Below are 19,916 nucleotides of genomic sequence, written 5' to 3'. Positions count from 1 at the left end.
ATGGGACCAGCACGATCATCACAAGGAGAATCACCGCACATGCCCAGGCGCCAGGGGTATGCCCTGCTCATCGCCCTAGTGGCGGGCACCGCCGCGCTCGCCGCCGCCGTCGCCTTCGGTACGACGCTGCTCTCCGGCCCCCGGTCGACCCCGCTCCCGCCCGCCGAGACCCAGGCGGCGGCCCGTAACCCGGTCGACCCCGCGACCTCGGGCGGCAGGTGGGTCGCGACCTGGACCGCCGCACCCGTCGGCGCCGAACCGGGCACCGAGGACGGGCTCCCCGGGCGCACCATCCGTAACGTCGTGCACACCAGCGTCGGCGGGGAGGTCGCCCGCATCACCCTGTCGAACCTCTTCGGCACGGGCCCCCTGGTCATCGACCAGGCCACCGTCAACACCCGGCCGGTGACCTTCAAGGGCGCCGACTCCGTCACCGTCGCGCCGGGCAAACAGGTCGTCAGCGACCCGGTCGTGGTGCCCGTGGCCCCCGACTCCGACCTCCAGGTCAGCTTCCGCACCCCGCAGGCGGGCGGTCCGGTCACCTACCACCCCTACACGCACCAGACCTCGTACCTGATCGACGATCGCGGCACCTGGAGCAGCGCCCACTGGCGCTATCTGACCGCCGTGGACGTCCGCAGTGAGAGCGCGCGCGGCGCGATCGTCGCCTTCGGGGACTCCCTGACGGCGGGCAGCGGCTCCACCACCGACGCCAACGCCCGCTGGACCGACGTCCTCGCCGACCGGCTGGGCGGCCGGTACGGAATCGCCAACGCGGGCATCGCGGGCAACCGGGTCGTGGGCGTCGGCCGGGGCACCGGGGGCCAGTCGGGCACCGACCGGCTCGACCGCGACGTCCTGTCGGTCGCCGGGGCCCGGACGGTCGTCGTGGCGCTCGGCATCAACGACGTACAGCAGTACCCCCAGGAGGCCGACGCGCAGCGCATCGTGGACAGCCTGCGCGCCCTCACCGACCGGGCGCACGCCCGCGGGCTCAGGGTCGTCGGCGCGACGCTGACCCCGTTCGAGGGCTTCGCCACCTGGACGCCCCAGCGCAACGCCGTGCGCCAGGCGGTCAACGAGCAGATCCGGGCGGGCACGGTGTTCGACGCGTACGTGGACTTCGACGCGGCGGTACGCGACCCCGTCGCGCCGAACCGGATCCTCTTCTCGTACGACTCCGGCGACCATCTGCACCTCAACGACGACGGGTACCGGGCGCTCGGCGACCGGCTGGACCTGAAGATCCTGGACCGGGCCGGCACACCCCGGTCCGACGCTCTGTGAGGCGCTGAGGGGTCGCGTGGGGCCCGGCCCCTCAGAGTTCCTTGCGGCCGCCGCCCGCCGCGCCGCCGTCCGGGCCCTCCAGCCCGCGCCGGTGGCGCGCCTCCCGTTCCGCCTCCTTCGCCTCCTTCAGCCGGCGGCGCTCCGCCTTCGTCCGCTTGCGGTCCACCCCGACGCCGCCCATCAGGGCGAAGCCGGTGATCCGCACGTACGGGGCGTCCGGGGCGGGCTCGCCCTCCTCGTTGGAGCCCTCCCCGAAGCCGCCCATGATGCCGACGCCCCTGACGTCGACGTTCAGCTCCGGCGGCGCGGTCACATGGATGCCGCCCATGATGGTGATGCAGCGGATGACGGTCTCGCGGTCCTCGAAATGCGCCTCGCGCAGATCGATCTCGCCGCCGCCCCACATCGCGAACGCGGTGAACATCCGGCCGACCGTCCAGCGGCCCTTGCGGTTGAACCCGCCCCACAGGGCGAACGCCCCCTTCGAGGTGGCGTTGCCGCCGATCCTCGCGGGCCAGTTCGCGGCGGAGCCCCGCAGCGGGGCGGGGGCGGACGAGCCGACCGGAGCGACCACCGAGCCCGGTGCCGGAAGGTCCTGGACCAGCGGCTCCAACTCCCCGTGCGTGCGGGCCTTGTAGGCCGTTTCGAGGCGCTGGTCGAACTCGTCCATGTCCAGCCGGCCCTCGGCCACGGCCTCGCGCAGCAGTTCCGCGATCCGCTCACGCTCGGCATCGGAGGCGCGCATGTCCGGACTCTCACTTGTCATACCGCGCAGCCTATTGAACACATCCGTTCCCGGCACAGACATCCAGGCCCATGACCTGCGCGCGTCGCTCCGGCAGAGCGCCCGTCAGGGCGCGGACTCGTACATCCTCGCGATCACGGCCTCGATGTCCGGCTCCCGTACCGACAGGTCGACCAGCGGGTAGTCCGCGGCGATCCGTGCCACCAGCGGGGCCGCCGACGCGGCGGCGGGGAACGCCAGCCACTGGCGCGGGCCCTCCACCTTGACCGCCCGCAGCGCCGGACCGCCGCCCGCCCCCTCCGACTCCAGGACGATCGGGGGGAGTTCGCTCTCCAGGTCCACCACGAGCATGCGTTCGCTCTCCCCCACCTCGTGGAGGCCCTCCAGGGAACCGTCGTACATCAGACGGCCGTGGTCGATCACCATCACCCGGTTGCACAACTGCTCGATGTCGGTGAGGTCGTGCGTCGTCAGCAGGACCGTCGTCCCGCGCTCGGTGTTCAACTCCTTCAGGAACTGACGCACCTTGGCCTTGGAGATCACATCGAGGCCGATCGTCGGCTCGTCGAGATAGAGCACCTCCGGATCGTGCAGCAAGGCCGCCGCGATGTCGCCGCGCATCCGCTGTCCCAGGGACAGTTGACGTACGGGTACCTCCAACAGCTCTGCGAGATCGAGAAGTTCGACGCAGCGGTCCAGGTTCTCCCGGTAACGCCGGTCGGGGATGCGGTACATGCGGTGCATCAGCCGGTACGAGTCGCGCAGCGGCAGGTCCCACCAGAGGGTGGTCCGCTGGCCGAAGACGACACCGATGCGGTGCGCCAGGCGCGTACGTTCGCGGGAGGGGTCGATGCCCGCGACCCGCAGCCGGCCGCCGCTCGGGGTGAGGATGCCCGTCAGCATCTTGATCGTGGTCGACTTCCCGGCCCCGTTCGGGCCGATGTAGCCGACCATCTCGCCGCGGGCCACCCGGAAGCTGATGCCGTCCACCGCCCGCACCTCGCGGCGCTCGCGGCGCAGCAGTCCGGTGCGGCGGCGGACCTGGAAGACCTTCTCGACGCCGTCGAGGGTGATGAAGCCGTCGCCGCCGGCGCCCGTGGCCGGGCTCATGTCCGTGGCTGTGCCCACACCTGTGCCCGTGCCTGTGCCCGTGCCGTCACCCATGCCCGTACCCTCCTCCGTGATCATTCCCGGTCAACTGCCCGTGCTCCGGTACGCCCGCAGTCCCGTCCGCCACGCGAGCCCCGCCAGCGCCCAGCAGGCCACCGCCACCAGCGGCGGCAGGAACGCCACCCACTGCGGCAGATCGACCGGGTACTCCCGGTCCAGCACGTACAGCGCGGGCAGCCAGCTGACGAAGGCCAGCGGCACCACGAACGTCACCCCGCGCACGAGGTCCTTCGCGAAGATCGTGGGCGGGTACTGGAGCAGCGTCGTCCCGCCGTACGTGAAGGAGTTCTGCACCTCCGAGGCGTCCTGCGCGACGAACTGGAACGCCGCCCCCGCGACGAAGATCGCCCCGAAGATCGCCGCACCGCTCACCACCATCATCGGCAGCATCAGCACCTTCAGCGGCGTCCACGCGATGTCCAGCGAGACCAGCGCGTAGCCGAGCACCAGCAGCCCCTGCGTGATCCGCCCCAGCCGGCGCAGCGCGAACCGGTCCGCCGCCACCTGCGCCAGCACCGGGACCGGTCGCACCAGCAGGGTGTCGAGTGTCCCGTCCCGGACCCGGCGGCCCACCCGGTCCATCGAGCCCAGCAGCAGGTCGCACAGCCCGAACGCGGTGGCCGACAGCCCGTACAGCAGGGCGATCTCGGGCAGGGTGTAGCCGCCCAGCGCGTCGACGTGCGTGAACATCAGCAGGATCGTCGCGAAGTCGAAGGCCGTCACCGCGAAGTCGCCGAACAACGTCATGGCGAACGAGGCCCGGTACGCCATCGTCGAGCGCACCCACATGGCCATGATCAGCCCGTACGCCCGGACGCCCTCCAGCAGCCGGGACCGCTCCGGGAACGGGAAGGCTTCCGACACCTCCGTCACCGGGACCTTCTCGTCCGCCGCCACCGCGCTCTCAGCCACCCTGCACCACCACCCTCCTGGTCGCCGCGGTCTGCAGCAGCCGGCCCGCCAGCAGCAGCACCACCGCCCAGCCGCCCTGGAACGCGTACGCCTCCACCAGCCCCCACCCCGTGTGCTTGCCGAGGAACACATCGGCCGGGACCTGGAGCAGCGAGGACCACGGCAGCGCCCGCGCCACCTCCCCCAGCAGCCCGGGGAACAGGTTCAGCGGCAGCAGCATCCCGGAGAAGAACAGCCCGGCCAGCGACACGATCCGCATCGCGCCCGCCCCGTCCATCAGCCAGAACGCCGACATCGCGACCAGATAGCGCATCGCGAAACTGACCACCACACCCAGGAACACCGAGACGAAGAACGCCGGCCAGGTCCACAGCGATCCCGGGAGCGCCAGATCGAAGGCGAGCGCCCCCAGGAACATCGGTACGACACCACGCCCCAGCAGATGGAACGCCGCCCGGCCCAGATCCCCCGCCAGCCACCACAGCTGGAGGTCGACCGGACGGTACAGGTCGATGGCGATGTCCCCCGTACGGATACGCTCCGCCAACTCGTCCTCGAAGCCGCCGCCCATCATGGCGCAGGCCATCAGCAGGGCCTGCCCGAGCCAGACGTAGGTCAGCGCCTGCGACGTGTCGTACCCGCCGAGCTGCGGACGCGCGTCCCACAGGGCGACGTAGGTGTACGCCACGATGAAGCCGAAGACCGTGTTGGTGAAGACCCCCGCGGCCGTAGCCGTCCGGTAGGTGGCGTAGCGCCGGAACGCACCCCCCGCCACCACCGCATAGAGCCGCACGTCGTCCCCTCTCCCCCGCCACCACCGGCTCCCGACACCAAAGCGCACGAGCCTAGTGCAGGCGCCCCGGCCCCCGCGACCGTGTTTTCGGGACGGCGATGACGACCGGTGGAGGGAACGACCCGGGGAGAACCGAAGGTTTCCGGACTAAACGGGCACTATGGGAGAACTGACCACGCCCGAGGAGCCCCACGGACATGAGCGACGAGTCACAGCACTGGGCCCCCCGCGACCCCTCGGGCGCGGCGGCCGCACCCGGAAGCCACCACGAGGAGCCGCCCGGGAAGAGCGGGAAGAGCGAGAGGGGCCGGAAGAACGGCAGGAAGCGGCGCACCGGCTGGCGGCGTGTCATCCCGACCTGGCGGATGACGCTCGGCACCGTCCTGGGCCTCGCCCTCCTCCTCGGCGCCGGCGTCTTCGCCGCCTACCGGCTCATCGACATCCCGGCCGCCAACGCCGCGGCCACCGCCCAGTCCAACGTCTACCTCTACCGCGACGGCAGCGTCATCGCCCGGGACGGCGACGTGAACCGGGAGAAGGTCAGGCTCTCCCAGGTCCCCCCGACCGTCCGGCAGGCGGTCCTGGCCGCCGAGGACCGGGACTTCTACTCCGACGACCGCGCCGTGGACGTGAAGGCGATGGTCCGGGCCGGCTGGAACACCGTGACCGGCAAGGGCAAGCAGGGCGGCTCGACGATCACCCAGCAGTACGTGAAGAACTACTACCTCGGCCAGGAACGCACCGTCCTGCGCAAGGCCAAGGAAGCCATCATCGCGGTCAAGCTCAACCGCGAGGAGACCAAGGACCAGATCTTCGAGGGCTACCTCAACACCAGCTACTTCGGACGCAACGCCTACGGCATCCAGGCCGCCGCCCAGGCGTACTACGGCAAGAACGTCGAGGAGCTCACCACCGCCGAGGGCGCCTACCTCGCCTCCCTCCTGAACGCCCCCAGCGCCTACGACGTCGTCGCCCACCCCGACAACAAGCCCGCCGCCCAGAACCGCTGGAACTACGTCCTGGACGGCATGGTCAAGGAGGACTGGCTCGATGCGGCCGAACGGGCGACGACGGAGTTCCCCACCCCCGGCGAGACCAAACCGTCGACCGGGCTCTCGGGACAGCGCGGCTACATCGTGCAGGCCGTCGAGGACTACCTGAACCGGCGCGGCATCCTCGACGAGAAGACCCTCGCCACCGGCGGCTACCGCATCACCACGACCCTCGACAAGACCAAGCAGGACGCCTTCGTCAAGGCCGTCGACACCAACGTGACGGCCAGGACCAGCGCCGAACGCAAGGCCGACCGCAACGTCCGCGTCGGCGGGGCCTCGATCGTCCCCGCCACCGGCAAGGTCGTCGCCCTGTACGGCGGGATCGACTACACGAAGCAGTACGTCAGCAACGCGACCCGCCGCGACTACCAGGTCGGCTCGATCTTCAAGCCGTTCGTCCTCACCTCCGCCGTCGTCAACGGCTCCACCACCCAGGACGGCGAACGCATCACGCCCAACACCGTCTACGACGGCGCCAACAAGCGCATGGTCGTCGGACCGCAGGGCCCCACCGACTACGCCCCCGCCAACGAGGACGACGTCGACCACGGCGACATCACCGTGCGCACCGCCACCGACGAGTCCGTCAACTCCGTCTACGCGCAGATGGCCCAGGACGTCGGCCCCGGGAAGGTCCGGGACACCGCGGTCGCCCTCGGCATCCCCAACGACACCCCCGACCTCACCGCCTCCCCCTCCATCGCGCTCGGCACCGCCAACGCCAGCGTCCTGGACATGACCGAGGCGTACGCGACCCTCGCCGACCACGGCCGGCACGGCCGTCACGTCCTCGTCGAGAAGGTCACCAAGGACGGCGCGGAGATCGAACTGCCCGAGCGCACGACCGACCAGGCCGTCAGCCGCGAGGCCGCCGACACCACCACCGCCGTGCTGCGCAGCGTCGTGGAGGGCGGCACCGGCACGGCGGCCCTGGCCGTGGGCCGCCCCGCCGTGGGCAAGACCGGCACCGCGGAGGAGGACCGGGCCGCCTGGTTCGCCGGGTACACCCCGGACCTCGCGACCGTCGTCGCCGTGATGGGCCAGAACCCGGACACGGGCGCCCAGACCCCGCTGTACGGAGCCCTCGGCCTGCCCCGCGTCAACGGCGGCGGCGCCCCGGCCGAGACCTGGGCCGCCTACACGGAAGCGGCGCTGCGCTCCTCCCCGGCCCAGGACTTCGACCTGGAGACGGCTCCGGGCTCCGACGAGGAGGACGAACCCACGCTCGACGCGGACTCCGACAGCAGCACGGACCCGTCCGCCTCGTCGGAGCCCACCACCGGCCCCTCCGGCACCACGGAGAGCAGCCCGGCAGGCGACAGCACGGACACCGGCGGCACGGACACCGGCGGAACGAACGGCACCGCCGGCACCACCGGCGGCTCCGGAGAGACAGGGAGCACCGGAGGCACCGGAGGCACCGGCGGTGACGGCGGTGACGGCGGTGACGGCGGTGACGGCGACAGCGGAGGGACCTAGGACAGCGGGGGCGGCTCCGTCCATAGCCAAAAACAGGGAAAGGGCCTGGTGACACCGGTCACCAGGCCCTGAACAGCACGGGTCCTACAGATACAACCCGGTCGAATCCACCGAACCCTCGAACCGGTCGGCGGCCACCGCGTGCAGATCGCGCTCCCGCATCAGGACGTACGCCACGCCCCGCACCTCGACCTCGGCACGGTCCTCGGGGTCGTACAGCACCCGATCTCCGGGCTCCACCGTCCGCACGTTCTGCCCGACCGCGACGACGACGGCCCAGGCCAGCCGCCGGCCCACCGCGGCCGTCGCCGGAATCAGGATGCCGCCACCGGAGCGCCGCTCGCCCTCGGACGCGTCGTTCCGCACCAGCACCCGGTCGTGCAGCATCCGGATGGGCAGCTTGTCGTCGTCGGCGGAGCCGGTGGCGCCGCGATGGCCCTCGTGGGTGTTGTCGCTCACGCCCGCAACCTACCTGCCGGGCCCCGGACCGCACGCGTCCGGGTGCGGAACGCCTCCGGACGCGCAGCGACCACCACCGGTCACGTGCGGCGGCGCTTGGACACCGTGAGCAGCCCCACCACGCCGACCACCAGCAGAGCCGCGGGAATCACCCGCTCCAGCCGCGGGGAGCCGTCCTCCGCGACGAACTGCGCCTTCACCTCCGACACCGAGCGGTTCACCGCGACGAAGGCGCGGCCGGCCGTCCGGTCCACGGTCTGGGCCGCCTTCGCCCTGGCGTCTCCGATGATCGTCTTCGGGTGTACCCGCACCCCGATCTCGTCGAGCACCACAGCGAGCTGCTCGCGCCTGCTGATGATGTCCGCCTCGATCTGCGCAGGGGTCCTGGCATCCGACACTGCGCCGCCTCCGTGGTCGTCGTCCGGTAAACCTTCGTCTGAACCTTCATCGACAGTCTGTCAGCTCGAACCCCCGCACACCCGGCGGCACCCCTATTACCCTCGGTCCCGTCCGACCCGTGCACCACCCGAGGAGAACCACATGAGCGAGCGACTGAAGCCCGGCGACACCGCTCCCGCCTTCACCCTTCCCGACGCCGACGGCAACGAGGTGTCGCTCGCGGACCACAAGGGCCGCAAGGTCATCGTGTACTTCTACCCCGCCGCGCTTACCCCCGGATGCACCAAGCAGGCCTGCGACTTCACGGACAACCTCGACCTCCTGGCGAGCGCCGGGTACGACGTCATCGGCGTCTCCCCCGACAAGCCGGAGAAGCTCGCGAAGTTCCGCGACACGGAAAACCTCAAGGTCACCCTGGTGGGCGACCCGGCGAAGGAAACTTTGGAGGCCTACGGCGCCTTCGGCGAGAAGAAGCTTTACGGCAAAGTGGTGACGGGCGTGATCCGTTCCACCGTCGTCGTCGACGAGGACGGCAAGATCGAGCACGCGTTCTACAACGTGAAGGCGACCGGCCACGTGGCCAAGATCATCAGGGATCTGGGGATCTGACACCCGTCGGCCCGGGGCACCGGCCCCGGGCCACCCTCACAGGATCCTTCACGGGATTCCGGCGAATACGGCGATTCCGACCGGCGTCCGACCGGAGAACGTGTTCAGATCATGTGAGGGAGATCGCATCGGCCCACGAAGTCGGTTTGCGACCGCCATGACTGCGCAGAAGCTTTTCCTGGAACACACTCCGAGGAAAGGACCCGGCCATGGCGGCCCCCGACCCCCACCAGGCGGCCGACCCCGAAGCGGTCAAACGCCACCCCGCGCTCTTCCGGGCCATCCGGAAACGGCGGAACCCGCGGCTGCGCCGGACGGACATCACGGTCACCGACGACGCCGCGGTGAAGCGTGCCGTGAAGGCCGCCTCACTCGGTAACGCCATGGAGTGGTTCGACTTCGGGATCTACTCCTACCTGGCCGTGACGATCGGACACGTGTTCTTCCCGTCCGGGAACGACACCACCCAGCTCCTCTCCTCCTTCGCGACCTTCGCGGTGGCCTTCCTCGTACGGCCGCTCGGCGGCATGTTCTTCGGCCCGATGGGCGACAAGGTCGGCCGCAAGAAGGTCCTCGCGCTGACGATGATCCTGATGGCCGTCGGCACGTTCGCGATCGGCCTGATCCCCTCGCACGACACGATCGGCGTCTGGGCCGCGGTCCTGCTGATCTTCTTCCGGATGCTCCAGGGCTTCTCGACGGGCGGTGAGTACGGCGGGGCCTCGACGTTCATCGCCGAATACGCCCCCGACAAGCGGCGCGGCTTCTTCGGCAGCTTCCTGGAGTTCGGCACCCTGGCCGGCTACGTGGGCGCCGCGGGCCTCGTGACGGCCCTGTACGCCCTCCTGACCGACGCGCAGATGGAGGCCTGGGGGTGGAGGATCCCGTTCCTCGTCGCGGGCCCGCTGGGCCTGGTCGGCCTCTACCTGCGGCTGCGCCTGGACGAGACCCCGGCCTTCCAGAAGCTGGAGGGCGGCACGGCGCACGCGAGCGAGGCGGCGGACGGCGTCGAGTCCACGGCCAAGGGCGACCTCGCGAAGATCTTCCGGCAGTACTGGCCGACGCTGATCCTCTGCATCTGCCTGGTCGGCGCGTACAACATCACCGACTACATGCTGCTGTCGTACATGCCGACGTATCTCTCCGACGAACTCGGCTACAGCGAGACCCACGGCCTGCTGATCCTGCTGGCGGTGATGGTGTTCCTGATGCTGATCATCAGCCAGGTCGGCAAGCTCTCCGACCGCTTCGGCCGCAAACCGCTGCTGATGACCGGAATGCTGGGCTTCCTCTTCCTCTCCCTGCCCGCATTCCTCCTCATCCGGGTGGACGGCATCCTCCCGATCACGGTCGGCATGCTGATGCTGGGCCTCTCCCTGGTCTGCATGCTCGGCACGATGTCGGCGGCGCTCCCGGCCCTGTTCCCGACGAACGTCCGCTACGGGTCCCTGTCGGTCGGCTACAACCTCTCCGCGTCGATCTTCGGCGGCACGACCCCGCTGGTGATCACGGCCCTGATCAACTGGACCGGCTCCAACCTGATGCCCGCGTACTACGCGATGGCGGCGGCCCTGGTCGGCGTGATCGCGGTCGCCTGCATGAAGGAGACGGCCCAGCAGCCGCTGATCGGCTCCCCGCCGTCGGTCGAGACGGACGAGGAGGCGGCGGAACTGGTGCAGGCACAGGCACCGGAGCCGAAGTTCTGAAAGAACAGCACGCCGACTGTACGCACTCGTGAAACTCGCTCATCACCGCCGCCACCCGCCCGGTACGATGACATGCGTCTGGCGGCGGTGGTGCAACTGGCGACACAGCAGACTTAGGATCTGTGGCCCGTGAAACGGCTTGAGGGTTCGAATCCCTTCCGCCGCACCGAGAACGGCCTGCGAACCGAAGACTGGTTCGCAGGCCGTTTCTGTCACCCCGCCAACTCCCGCACCACCGGCACCAACGCCCGGAACGCCTTCCCGCGGTGGCTGATCGCGTTCTTCTCCGCCGGGGTCAGCTCCGCGCATGTGCGGGTCTCGCCCTCCGGCTGGAGGATCGGGTCGTAGCCGAAGCCGCCCGTGCCGGACGGGGTGTGGCGCAGGGTGCCGTTCAGGCGGCCCTCGACCACGCGTTCCGTGCCGTCGGGGAGGGCCAGGGCGGCGGCGCAGGCGAAGTAGGCGCCGCGGTGTTCGTCGGCGATGTCGCCCAGCTGGGCCAGGAGCAGGTTCAGGTTGGCCCGGTCGTCGCCGTGGGTGCCGGACCAGCGGGCCGAGAAGATGCCGGGGGCGCCGCCGAGGACGTCCACGCAGAGGCCCGAGTCGTCGGCGACGGCCGGGAGACCGGTGGCGCTCGCCAGGGCGTGGGCCTTGAGGAGCGCGTTCTCGGCGAAGGTGACGCCGGTTTCCTTGACGTCGGGAATGTCGGGGTACGCGTCCGCGCCGACGAGGTCGAGGTCGAGTCCCGCGTCGGCGAGGATGGCGTGGAGTTCGGTGATTTTCCCGGCGTTGCGGGTGGCGAGGATCAGGCGCTTCATGGGGCGATTATCGCCCCGGGCGGCCTGGGCGGGCCGTGGTGCCCCCGGCCCGGGCCGCCCGTGATCGACGGGACGACGTCCTACGGGCTGCAGACCTTGCCGATCTCCGTCGCCGCGTCCGTCACCGGGGTGATGTCGGGGGTGGCGTCGCCGGCCTCGATGGACTTGCGGACGCCCGTGACGCCCGCCTGGAGGTCGTCGACGGCCTTGGAGAGGTCGGCGTTGTCCGTGGTGTCGTCGAGCTTCTTCAGTTCGCGGTCGATCTCGTCCAGGGACTCGGAGGCCTGGGTGATGTCCTCGGAGGCGTTGGAGACGGCCTTCTGGAGGTTGCCGACGCTGGTGGCGATGGCGTCGGCGGTGCGGACGCAGTCGAGCGCCTTGTCGAGTCCTGCGCAGCCCACGGCCGTGGTCAGCGTCAGCAGGGTGGCGGCGGTGGCGAGTGCGAGGCGTTGGTGACGGCGCGATGCCATGGTTCGGTCCCTCCCCGGGGATCGTTACGTGGACGGACGCACGGTTCGACCCGTGCGCCCGTATCCGTAACGACGCTGTGCGGTGCTTATTTGGTTGCTTCTTTACCCGCGGAGGGCGGGTCGCTACGCGTCCTGGGTGCGGGCGAGCGCGTCGCGCTGGAGTGCGGCGAGGTCGACGCAGCCGGCGGTGGCGAGGTCGAGGAGCGCGCCGAGTTCCTTGCGGTCGAAGGGTGCGCCCTCGGCGGTGCCCTGGACCTCGACGAAACGGCCGTCCCCGGTGCAGACGACGTTCATGTCGGTCTCGGCGCGGACGTCCTCCTCGTAGCAGAGGTCGAGGAGCGGGGTGCCGTCGACGATGCCGACGCTGATGGCGGCGACGGTGTCGGTGAGCGGCTTGCGGCCGGCCTTGACGATCTTCTTGCCCTGGGCCCAGGCGACGGCGTCGGCGAGGGCGACGTAGGCGCCGGTGATGGCGGCCGTACGGGTGCCGCCGTCGGCCTGGAGGACGTCGCAGTCCAGGACGATGGTGTTCTCGCCGAGGGCCTTGTAGTCGATGACGGCGCGCAGCGAACGGCCGATCAGGCGGCTGATCTCGTGGGTGCGTCCGCCGATCTTGCCGCGTACGGCTTCGCGGTCGCCCCGGGTGTTGGTGGAGCGGGGCAGCATGGAGTACTCGGCGGTGACCCAGCCTTCGCCGCTGCCCTTGCGCCAGCGCGGGACGCCTTCGGTGACGGAGGCGGTGCAGAAGACTTTGGTGTCGCCGAAGGAGATGAGGACTGAGCCCTCGGCGTGCTTGCTCCAGCCGCGTTCGATGGTGACGGGGCGGAGCTGTTCGGGCGTGCGGCCGTCGATGCGAGACATGGGCCCGACTTTATCCGGTGGCGGGGGTGGCTCCGTTCGGGTGCGGTGGCGGCCGCCGTGGAGTGCGTGCGCGGGGGTGTGCGGACATGGCGCGGCCCCGTCCTCCGGCGGTGGACGGGGCCTGCGGTTTCCGGCGTGGGGTCAGCCGGTCACATCATGTCTTCGATGTCGGCGGCGATGGGGTCCGCGTCGGTGCCGATGACGACCTGGATCGCGGTGCCCATCTTGACGACGCCGTGGGCGCCGGCGGCCTTGAGGGCGGCTTCGTCGACCTTGCTGGGGTCGTGGACCTCGGTGCGGAGGCGGGTGATGCAGCCTTCGATCTCGTCGATGTTCTCGATACCGCCGAGCCCGGCGACGATCTTCTCAGCCTTGGTGGCCATGTCCTTCTCCCTGGTTTCGCGCGCAGACGGCCGCCCGCTGCGGGTCCGTTTCGTCACGGTAACGCACGGTTGGCCCAACTTCGCGGGCGGGTAACCGGACGATCCCGAAAGATGACGATCACCGGCGCCCTGCCTTCGGGACGGACCCCGGACCGTGACGCAACTGGTCTACACCAGTTTGCAACGACCGCCAAACGTGAAGTGTTCCGGGAGGACGCCCATGAGTTCGAGCGCCGCTGCGGTACCGCAGCAAAAATGGTGGAACGGACCGGTCCAGGGCTTGCAGAAGGTCGGGCGGAGCCTTCAGCTCCCGGTGGCCGTCCTCCCCGCCGCCGGTCTGCTCGTCAGCCTCGGCAACCTCTTCAGCTCCTACCTGGACGGCACGTTCTGGGACAAGACCTCCAAGGTCCTGCTCAACGGCGGCGGCGCGATCCTCGACGGCGAGCTCGGTCTGCCCCTGCTGTTCTGCATCGGCGTCGCCATCGGCTTCGCGAAGAAGGCCGACGGTTCCACCGCGCTGGCGGCCGTCGTCGGCTTCCTGGTCTACCGGGGAGTGCTGACCGCCTTCCCCATCGACGGCACCGTGACGGAGGCCCTGCCCGACGGCGAGCCGCAGAACCCCGGCGTGCTCGGCGGCATCCTGATCGGGCTGCTGACCGCGGTCGTCTGGCAGCGCTACCACCGCACCAAGCTGGTCGACTGGCTCGGGTTCTTCAACGGGCGACGCCTGGTGCCGATCCTGATGGCGTTCCTCTGCGTGATCCTCGGCGTGCTGTTCGGCCTGCTGTGGCAGCCGGTGGGCGACGCGCTGACCTGGTTCTCCAAGCAGCTGATCGACCTCGGCTCCTGGGGTGCGGCGATCTTCGGCTTCGCAAACCGGTTGTTGATCCCGATCGGCATGCACCAGTTCCTCAACACGTTCTTCTGGTTCCAGGCGGGCGAGTACACCGGAACGGACGGCCAGACCGTGCAGGGCGACATCTCCCGGTTCTTCGCCGGGGACCCGTCGGCCGGTCAGTTCACCTCGGGCTTCTTCCCGATCATGATGTTCGGCCTGCCGGCCGCCGCCCTGGCCATCACCCACTGCGCGCGGCCCGAGCGCCGCAAGGAAGTGGCGGGCCTGATGGTCTCGGTGGCGCTGACCTCGTTCGTCACGGGCGTGACCGAGCCGATCGAGTTCTCCTTCATGTTCGTCGCGCCGCTGCTGTACGGCGTGCACGCGGTGCTCACCGGGGCGTCGATGGGCATCACCTGGCTGCTGGGGGTGCACGCGGGGTTCAGCTTCTCGGCCGGGTTGATCGACTACGTCGTCAACTGGCATCTGGATACGAAACCCTGGCTGATCATCCCGATCGGCGCGTGCTTCGCGGTGATCTACTACGTGGTCTTCCGTTTCGCGATCACCAAGTTCGACCTCAAGACACCGGGGCGCGAACCGGAGGAGATCGAGAAGGAGATCGAGAAGGATCTCACCAAGTAGCGCGGCACGGTAAGAGCTGCGGGCCTTCGGACCCGGAGCGCACGGCACGTACAAGGCCCTCGGACCACCCGGTCCGGGGGCCTTCGGCATGTCACCGAAAGTGCCGGATCTGCTACTGCGAATAAGCAGGGAATTGCAGGTTCCTTATCTAACCCTCACCGTGCTAAAACTGGTCTACACCACTGAGTGGTCCAGACCACGGCTGTCTGCCGGCGTCTGTCGAGTCGCCGCCTCCCCGCATCAACGACCTGGGCGGCACCGTGTCCCATGGAGGAAGTTGATGACCACGGCTGAGACCGCACCCGCGGCCGAGAAGAAGAAGGGCGCCGGCGCGATGGCCGTCATGCAGCGCATCGGCCGCAGCCTCATGCTGCCGGTCGCCGTGCTGCCGGCCGCCGCACTCCTGGTCCGCCTCGGCGACAAGGACATGCTGGGCCGTGACTCGTTCCCGACCTTCGTCACGAAGCTCGCCGGCTACATGTCCGCGGGCGGCAACGCGCTCCTCGACAACATGGCGCTGCTGTTCGCCGTCGGCATCGCGATCGGCTTCGCGAAGAAGTCGGACGGCTCCACCGCTCTGGCCGCCGTCACCGGCTACCTGGTCTTCAAGAACGTGCTGTCCACGTTCACGGACCCGAACCTGGACAAGGTCGCCAAGGTCATCGACGGCAAGATCGTCATGACCGAGGCACCGGTGGACGCCAAGGTCCTCGGCGGTGTCGTGATGGGCATCGTGGTGGCCCTCCTCTACCAGCGCTTCTACCGCACCAAGCTGCCCGACTGGGCGGGCTTCTTCAGCGGCCGCCGTCTGGTCCCGATCCTCTCCGCCCTCGCGGGTCTGCTCATCGGTATCGTCTTCGGTCTGATCTGGCCGGTCCTCGGCACGGGTCTGCACAACTTCGGTGAGTGGCTCGTCGGCTCCGGCGCGGTCGGCGCGGGCATCTTCGGTGTCGCCAACCGTGCGCTGATCCCGGTCGGCATGCACCACCTGCTGAACTCCTTCCCGTGGTTCCAGGCGGGCGAGTACAACGGCAAGAACGGCGACATCGCGCGCTTCCTGGAGGGCGACCCGACCGCCGGACAGTTCATGACCGGCTTCTTCCCGATCATGATGTTCGCCCTTCCTGCGGCCTGCCTCGCGATCGTCCACTGTGCCCGCCCGGAGCGCCGCAAGGTCGTCGGCGGCATGATGTTCTCCCTCGCGCTGACCTCGTTCGTCACCGGTGTGACCGAGCCGATCGAGTTCACGTTCATGTTCGTCGCCCCGGTGCTGTACGCGATCCACGCGGTGCTGACCGGTGTGTCGATGGCGCTGACCTGGGCGCTCGGTATGAAGGACGGCTTCGGCTTCTCGGCCGGTCTGGTCGACTTCGGGCTCAACCTGGGCATCGCCACCAAGCCGTGGCTGCTGGTCCTGGTCGGTCTCTGCTTCGCGGTGGTCTACTACGTGATCTTCCGCTTCGCGATCACCAAGTTCAACCTCCCGACCCCGGGCCGGGAGTCGGACGAGGAGCTCGCCGAGCTGCAGAAGGCCGAGGCGAAGTAGCCTCCGCCGCGCCGGGTACGCCGAAGCCCCCGCTTCCCGAAAGACGTCTTTCGGGAAGCGGGGGCTTCGGCGTACCCGCCATGCGTACGGTCGCGTCACATCCGGCGTACGGGAACGTCCAGCCGGTAGAGCTGGCGGGAACCGCCCTCCGGTCCCGGGTCGGCCGGCTCGCCGGGGCGGAAGCCGAGCCGCTCGTAGAAGACGCGGGCCCCGCTCTCCACCGCCCCGGGGTGGTCGGGCCCGAAGGTGATCACCTCGACGGTGCCGGGCCCGGTGACGTACCGGCGCATCGCCTCCGCCATCAGCAGCCGGCCCACTCCGGCGCCCCGGAGGTGTTCGGAGGTGACGAGCCAGTGCACGTGGTACGTGGGCGGTTCGGCGCCGAACAGCAGTCCGCCGACGGGGCCGGACGCGTCGGCGGACTCGGCGACCAGCGCCGCCCCGTCACGGATGTGGGCTTCCACCGCGCGGTGGAAGCCCGGCTCCTCGACCATCGGCCCGAACCAGTGCTCGACCTGGGACGCCAGGGTCAGGAAGCCGTCGAGGTCGGCGTCCCGGGCGGTTCTGATCGTGATCATCCGAGCAGTCTCACAGAGCGGCCCGGCTCCGGATGGCACGTCCGGGGAACCCGGGCCGCCCGCCGCCCGCGCGGGGCTCAGAGCTCGTAGACCGCGCCCGGGGCCGCCAGTTCCACCGGGCCCGGGTAGACCGCACGGGCGTCGGCGGCGTTGCGGTCGGCGTCGGTCCACGGCGGGATGTGGGTGAGGACGAGCCGGCGCGCTCCGGCGCGGGCCGCGGCCTCGCCGGCCTCGCGGCCGTTGAGGTGCAGGTCGGGGATGTCCTCCTTGCCGTCGACGAACGACGCCTCGCAGAGGAACAGGTCCGCGCCCCGGGCCAGGTCCTCCAGCGCCTCGCAGGTCCCCGTGTCGCCGGAGTAGGCGAGGACGGAGCCGCCGTGCTCGACCCGGATGCCGAAGGTGTCGACGGGGTGGCAGAGCTTCTCCGTACGGACCGCGAAGGGGCCGATCTCGAAGGACTGGGACTTGAGGGTGTGGAAGTCGAAGACCTCGCTCATCGCCCGGTCGGAGGGGGTGTCCCCGTGGGCGACGGTCAGACGCTGCTCGGTGCCCTCGGGCCCGTAGACCGGGAGAGGGACGGGGCGGGCGCCGTCGTGGCGGTAGTAGCGGACGACGAAATACGCGCACATGTCGATGCAGTGGTCGGCGTGCAGATGGCTGAGGAAGATCGCGTCGAGGTCGTAGAGACCGACGTGGCGCTGCAGCTCGCCGAGGGCGCCGTTGCCCATGTCGAGGAGCAGCCGGAAGCCGTCGGCCTCTACGAGGTAGCTCGAGCATGCCGAACCCGTGGAGGGGAACGAGCCGGAGCAGCCGACGACGGTGAGCTTCATGGAGCGTGAACCTCCGGTACGCGGGAACGGGGAGGGTTCGTGCGATTCCGCCGGGGCTTCGTACGGTGCCTGCGGAATGGGTTCTGCGGTTTGTCGAGCGTAAGGCGCGAAACTCCGCGTCGCTCCTCCGCTGCCCTCCGTTGTGGGGGAACTCACCTGCTCTGTCACCGGTTCGATGGAAGCGCGTCCACCGGCCGCCCCGTCGTGCCCGTCCCGGCCGCCGGTACGGTCGGGGGATGAACACGTTCTGGTGGGTGGCGCTGGTCGCCGTGGTTCTGCTCGCGCTCGTGGCCGCGGTGGTGGACGGCCGGGGGCGCTCGGACCGCGGTCCCCGCTCGCGCCGGCCCCGGCAGCCGGTGGGGTCGGCCCGGCCGCCGTCGCGGCCGTCGCGGCCGTCGGGCCCTTCGGGTCCGGAAGGGCGTGGGGACGGGCGTTCGCCCCGGGCCGGTGAGGTGTGGTGGGCCGATGTGCCGTACGAGGACGGGCCCGGGTCGAAGGACCGGCCATGTCTGGTGATCTCGGTACGGGGGCGGGGCCGGGGGCGCACGGCGCTGGTCGCGAAGATCACCAGCAAGCATCACGAGGAGCGGCCCGGGGTGATCGCGCTGCCCTCGGGGACGGTCGGGGACCGGCAGGGGCGGCAGAGTTTCCTGGAGACGGACGAGCTGCGGGAGGTGCGGATCGCCGGGTTCCGGCGGCGGGTGGGGGCGGTGGATCCGGGGCTGTGGGAGCGGGTGCGCGGGCTGGGGGCGGGGTGAGGGGCGGGGCCGTTCCGGGGCGGGGCCCCGGGCCCCGCTCCTCAATCGCCGGAGGGGCTTGAGAGACGTCCCCAAGCGCCGGACGGGCTGGATGGGACCGGGGGCGGGGTCACGCCCAGAGCTGGCCCTGGAGGGTTTCGATCGCCGCTTCTGTCGTCTCCGCCGTGTAGACGCCCGTCGACAGGTACTTCCAACCGCCGTCCGCGACGACGAAGACGATGTCGGCGCTCTCCCCCGCCTTGACCGCCTTGTTGCCCACGCCGATCGCCGCGTGGAGGGCGGCGCCGGTGGAGACGCCCGCGAAGATTCCCTCCTGCTGGAGGAGTTCGCGGGTGCGGGTGACCGCGTCCGCGGAGCCCACGGAGAAGCGGGTGGTGAGGACCGAGGCGTCGTAGAGCTCGGGGACGAAGCCCTCGTCGAGGTTGCGCAGGCCGTAGACCAGGTCGTCGTAGCGCGGTTCGGCGGCGACGATCTGGATGCCCTCGCGGTTCTCGCGGAGGTAGCGGCCGACGCCCATGAGGGTGCCGGTGGTGCCGAGGCCCGCGACGAAGTGCGTGATGGACGGGAGGTCGGTGAGGATCTCGGGTCCGGTGGTGGCGTAGTGGGCGCCCGCGTTGTCCGGGTTGCCGTACTGGTAGAGCATCACCCAGTCCGGGTGCTCGGCCGACAGTTCCTTCGCGACGCGGACGGCGGTGTTGGAGCCGCCCGCGGCCGGGGAGGAGATGATCTCGGCGCCCCACATGGCGAGCAGGTCGCGCCGCTCCTGGGAGGTGTTCTCCGGCATGACGCAGACGATGCGGTAGCCCTTGAGCTTGGCCGCCATGGCGAGCGAGATGCCGGTGTTGCCGCTGGTGGGCTCCAGGATGGTGCAGCCGGGTGTCAGCCTGCCGTCCTTCTCCGCCTGTTCGACCATGTGGAGCGCGGGGCGGTCCTTGATCGAGCCGGTGGGGTTGCGGTCCTCCAGCTTGGCCCAGATCCGGACGTCCTCGGACGGGGACAGCCGGGGCAGACGCACCAGAGGTGTGTTGCCCACGGCCGCCAGCGGGGAGTCGTACCGCATCAGCGCATGCCGCCGGCGACGGCCGGGAGGATCGTGACGTTGTCGCCGTCGCTGAGCTTGGTGGAGATGCCGTCGAGGAAGCGGACGTCCTCGTCGTTGAGGTAGACGTTCACGAAGCGGCGGAGCTGCTCGCCGTCGACAATGCGCTCACGGATGCCGGTGTGGCGGCTCTCCAGGTCGGCGAAGAGGTCGGCGAGGGTGTCCCCGTTGCCTTCGACGGCCTTCGCGCCGTCGGTGTAGGTGCGGAGGATGGTCGGGATGCGGACCTCGATGGCCATGGCGTGGGCTCCTGTCGAAAGCGTGGAGGTGGCGTGGGGCGCGCGTTTCTGCCCCCGCGCAGGGGGTGGTGCGTGTGGGTGGGCGCGCGGACCGCGGCTCAGGCCGGGCGGCTCACGGGCAGGCTGCGGGTGGGACAGATCGCGCTGGCGAGCCTGCACAGGTCGACGTGCAGCCGCGCGACGAGCAGCGTGCCCGGCGTCTTGTTGCTCACGTCATGGGGAACCATGCGGGCATCGTATCGA

At 70.2% G+C, this 19,916-nt stretch carries 22 protein-coding genes and 1 tRNA gene; 8 read left to right on the top strand and 15 right to left on the bottom strand.

Annotation, left to right across the window (positions count from 1 at the left end):
* Nucleotides 1-39: 39 nt before the first annotated feature.
* Nucleotides 40-1,287 (top strand): SGNH/GDSL hydrolase family protein, encoded by a 1,248-nt coding sequence (locus IE272_RS29790; RefSeq protein ID WP_190008903.1) that lies wholly within the window; start codon nucleotides 40-42, stop codon nucleotides 1,285-1,287.
* A gap of 31 nt (nucleotides 1,288-1,318) precedes the next feature.
* Here IE272_RS29790 and IE272_RS29785 read toward each other — a convergent pair whose 3' ends face one another.
* From IE272_RS29785 to IE272_RS29770, 4 genes are all read right to left on the bottom strand, one after another.
* Nucleotides 1,319-2,032, bottom strand: a complete 714-nt coding sequence (locus IE272_RS29785) for a DUF1707 SHOCT-like domain-containing protein (RefSeq protein WP_050359691.1) — start codon at nucleotides 2,030-2,032, stop codon at nucleotides 1,319-1,321.
* 105 nt (nucleotides 2,033-2,137) lie between these two features.
* Nucleotides 2,138-3,196: an ABC transporter ATP-binding protein gene (locus IE272_RS29780; RefSeq protein ID WP_373304210.1), complete on the bottom strand. Its 1,059-nt coding sequence runs from the start codon at nucleotides 3,194-3,196 to the stop codon at nucleotides 2,138-2,140.
* Nucleotides 3,197-3,226: 30 nt separating this feature from the next.
* A complete protein-coding gene (locus IE272_RS29775; protein ID WP_190008901.1) occupies nucleotides 3,227-4,114 on the bottom strand; it encodes an ABC transporter permease in 888 nt (295 codons plus the stop codon).
* The gene (locus tag IE272_RS29770; protein WP_056707268.1) at nucleotides 4,107-4,907 is read right to left on the bottom strand and encodes an ABC transporter permease; all 801 of its coding nucleotides are present in this window, start codon (nucleotides 4,905-4,907) and stop codon (nucleotides 4,107-4,109) included. Before IE272_RS29770 ends, IE272_RS29775 begins: the two co-directional genes overlap by 8 nt.
* Before the next feature lie 197 nt (nucleotides 4,908-5,104).
* On the opposite strand from IE272_RS29770, the gene IE272_RS29765 reads away from it, so the two are divergent.
* Nucleotides 5,105-7,441 carry a transglycosylase domain-containing protein gene (locus IE272_RS29765; RefSeq protein ID WP_190008899.1) on the top strand — a complete coding sequence of 779 codons (2,337 nt, stop codon included), beginning with the start codon at nucleotides 5,105-5,107 and terminating at the stop codon, nucleotides 7,439-7,441.
* Nucleotides 7,442-7,525: 84 nt separating this feature from the next.
* Here the strand turns inward: IE272_RS29765 and IE272_RS29760 are convergent, their stop codons facing one another.
* Together IE272_RS29760 and IE272_RS29755 are read right to left on the bottom strand one after the other, a co-directional pair.
* Complete coding sequence (locus IE272_RS29760) at nucleotides 7,526-7,900, bottom strand: GroES family chaperonin (protein WP_007450657.1); 375 nt, start codon at nucleotides 7,898-7,900, stop codon at nucleotides 7,526-7,528.
* An 80-nt stretch (nucleotides 7,901-7,980) separates the two neighbouring features.
* Nucleotides 7,981-8,298: a DUF3618 domain-containing protein gene (locus IE272_RS29755; RefSeq protein ID WP_050359687.1), complete on the bottom strand. Its 318-nt coding sequence runs from the start codon at nucleotides 8,296-8,298 to the stop codon at nucleotides 7,981-7,983.
* A gap of 142 nt (nucleotides 8,299-8,440) precedes the next feature.
* On the opposite strand from IE272_RS29755, the gene bcp reads away from it, so the two are divergent.
* The 3 genes from bcp to IE272_RS29740 all read left to right on the top strand — a co-directional run bounded on the left by bcp (nucleotide 8,441) and on the right by IE272_RS29740 (nucleotide 10,780).
* Nucleotides 8,441-8,908, top strand: a complete 468-nt coding sequence (gene bcp / locus IE272_RS29750) for a thioredoxin-dependent thiol peroxidase (protein WP_056707274.1) — start codon at nucleotides 8,441-8,443, stop codon at nucleotides 8,906-8,908.
* Nucleotides 8,909-9,117: 209 nt separating this feature from the next.
* Nucleotides 9,118-10,614, top strand: coding sequence for a glycine betaine/L-proline transporter ProP (gene proP, locus IE272_RS29745; protein WP_050359685.1), 1,497 nt, complete (start codon nucleotides 9,118-9,120; stop codon nucleotides 10,612-10,614).
* A gap of 81 nt (nucleotides 10,615-10,695) precedes the next feature.
* Nucleotides 10,696-10,780, top strand: a tRNA-Leu gene (locus IE272_RS29740).
* Between the two features lie 46 nt (nucleotides 10,781-10,826).
* Here IE272_RS29740 and rdgB read toward each other — a convergent pair.
* The 4 genes from rdgB to IE272_RS29720 all read right to left on the bottom strand — a co-directional run bounded on the left by rdgB (nucleotide 10,827) and on the right by IE272_RS29720 (nucleotide 13,200).
* A complete protein-coding gene (gene rdgB / locus IE272_RS29735; protein ID WP_050359684.1) occupies nucleotides 10,827-11,429 on the bottom strand; it encodes an RdgB/HAM1 family non-canonical purine NTP pyrophosphatase in 603 nt (200 codons plus the stop codon).
* 80 nt (nucleotides 11,430-11,509) lie between these two features.
* Nucleotides 11,510-11,899: a hypothetical protein gene (locus IE272_RS29730; protein WP_050359683.1), complete on the bottom strand. Its 390-nt coding sequence runs from the start codon at nucleotides 11,897-11,899 to the stop codon at nucleotides 11,510-11,512.
* A gap of 123 nt (nucleotides 11,900-12,022) precedes the next feature.
* A complete protein-coding gene (gene rph, locus IE272_RS29725) occupies nucleotides 12,023-12,760 on the bottom strand; it encodes a ribonuclease PH (RefSeq protein WP_018958495.1) in 738 nt (245 codons plus the stop codon).
* Nucleotides 12,761-12,909: 149 nt separating this feature from the next.
* On the bottom strand, nucleotides 12,910-13,200 hold the full coding sequence (locus IE272_RS29720; RefSeq protein WP_073741300.1) for a PTS sugar transporter subunit IIB: 291 nt from the start codon (nucleotides 13,198-13,200) through the stop codon (nucleotides 12,910-12,912).
* Between the two features lie 163 nt (nucleotides 13,201-13,363).
* On the opposite strand from IE272_RS29720, the gene IE272_RS29715 reads away from it, so the two are divergent.
* Both IE272_RS29715 and IE272_RS29710 read left to right on the top strand, forming a co-directional pair.
* Nucleotides 13,364-14,623 (top strand): PTS transporter subunit EIIC, encoded by a 1,260-nt coding sequence (locus tag IE272_RS29715; RefSeq protein WP_050359682.1) that lies wholly within the window; start codon nucleotides 13,364-13,366, stop codon nucleotides 14,621-14,623.
* A 280-nt stretch (nucleotides 14,624-14,903) separates the two neighbouring features.
* Nucleotides 14,904-16,169, top strand: coding sequence for a PTS transporter subunit EIIC (locus IE272_RS29710; RefSeq protein ID WP_073741299.1), 1,266 nt, complete (start codon nucleotides 14,904-14,906; stop codon nucleotides 16,167-16,169).
* Nucleotides 16,170-16,264: 95 nt separating this feature from the next.
* Here the strand turns inward: IE272_RS29710 and IE272_RS29705 are convergent, their stop codons facing one another.
* Both IE272_RS29705 and IE272_RS29700 read right to left on the bottom strand, forming a co-directional pair.
* Entirely contained in the window at nucleotides 16,265-16,747 is a 483-nt protein-coding gene (locus IE272_RS29705) for a GNAT family N-acetyltransferase (protein WP_190008897.1), read from the bottom strand.
* 77 nt (nucleotides 16,748-16,824) lie between these two features.
* A complete protein-coding gene (locus tag IE272_RS29700) occupies nucleotides 16,825-17,577 on the bottom strand; it encodes an MBL fold metallo-hydrolase (RefSeq protein ID WP_190008895.1) in 753 nt (250 codons plus the stop codon).
* Between the two features lie 236 nt (nucleotides 17,578-17,813).
* On the opposite strand from IE272_RS29700, the gene IE272_RS29695 reads away from it, so the two are divergent.
* The gene (locus IE272_RS29695) at nucleotides 17,814-18,335 is read left to right on the top strand and encodes a type II toxin-antitoxin system PemK/MazF family toxin (RefSeq protein ID WP_190008893.1); all 522 of its coding nucleotides are present in this window, start codon (nucleotides 17,814-17,816) and stop codon (nucleotides 18,333-18,335) included.
* 109 nt (nucleotides 18,336-18,444) lie between these two features.
* Here IE272_RS29695 and IE272_RS29690 read toward each other — a convergent pair whose 3' ends face one another.
* The 3 genes from IE272_RS29690 to IE272_RS39160 form a co-directional block, all read right to left on the bottom strand.
* Entirely contained in the window at nucleotides 18,445-19,395 is a 951-nt protein-coding gene (locus IE272_RS29690) for a PLP-dependent cysteine synthase family protein (protein WP_007450630.1), read from the bottom strand.
* Nucleotides 19,395-19,673 carry a MoaD/ThiS family protein gene (locus IE272_RS29685; protein WP_006124874.1) on the bottom strand — a complete coding sequence of 93 codons (279 nt, stop codon included), beginning with the start codon at nucleotides 19,671-19,673 and terminating at the stop codon, nucleotides 19,395-19,397. Before IE272_RS29685 ends, IE272_RS29690 begins: the two co-directional genes overlap by 1 nt.
* A 98-nt stretch (nucleotides 19,674-19,771) precedes the next feature.
* Nucleotides 19,772-19,900, bottom strand: a complete 129-nt coding sequence (locus IE272_RS39160; protein WP_256123298.1) for a putative leader peptide — start codon at nucleotides 19,898-19,900, stop codon at nucleotides 19,772-19,774.
* Nucleotides 19,901-19,916: the final 16 nt, after the last annotated feature.

Source organism: Streptomyces anulatus, assembly GCF_014650675.1.
Taxonomy (GTDB): Bacteria; Actinomycetota; Actinomycetes; order Streptomycetales; family Streptomycetaceae; genus Streptomyces; species Streptomyces anulatus.
Note: the sequence above shows the minus strand (reverse complement) of the source record. Positions and strands in the feature narration are given on the sequence as shown.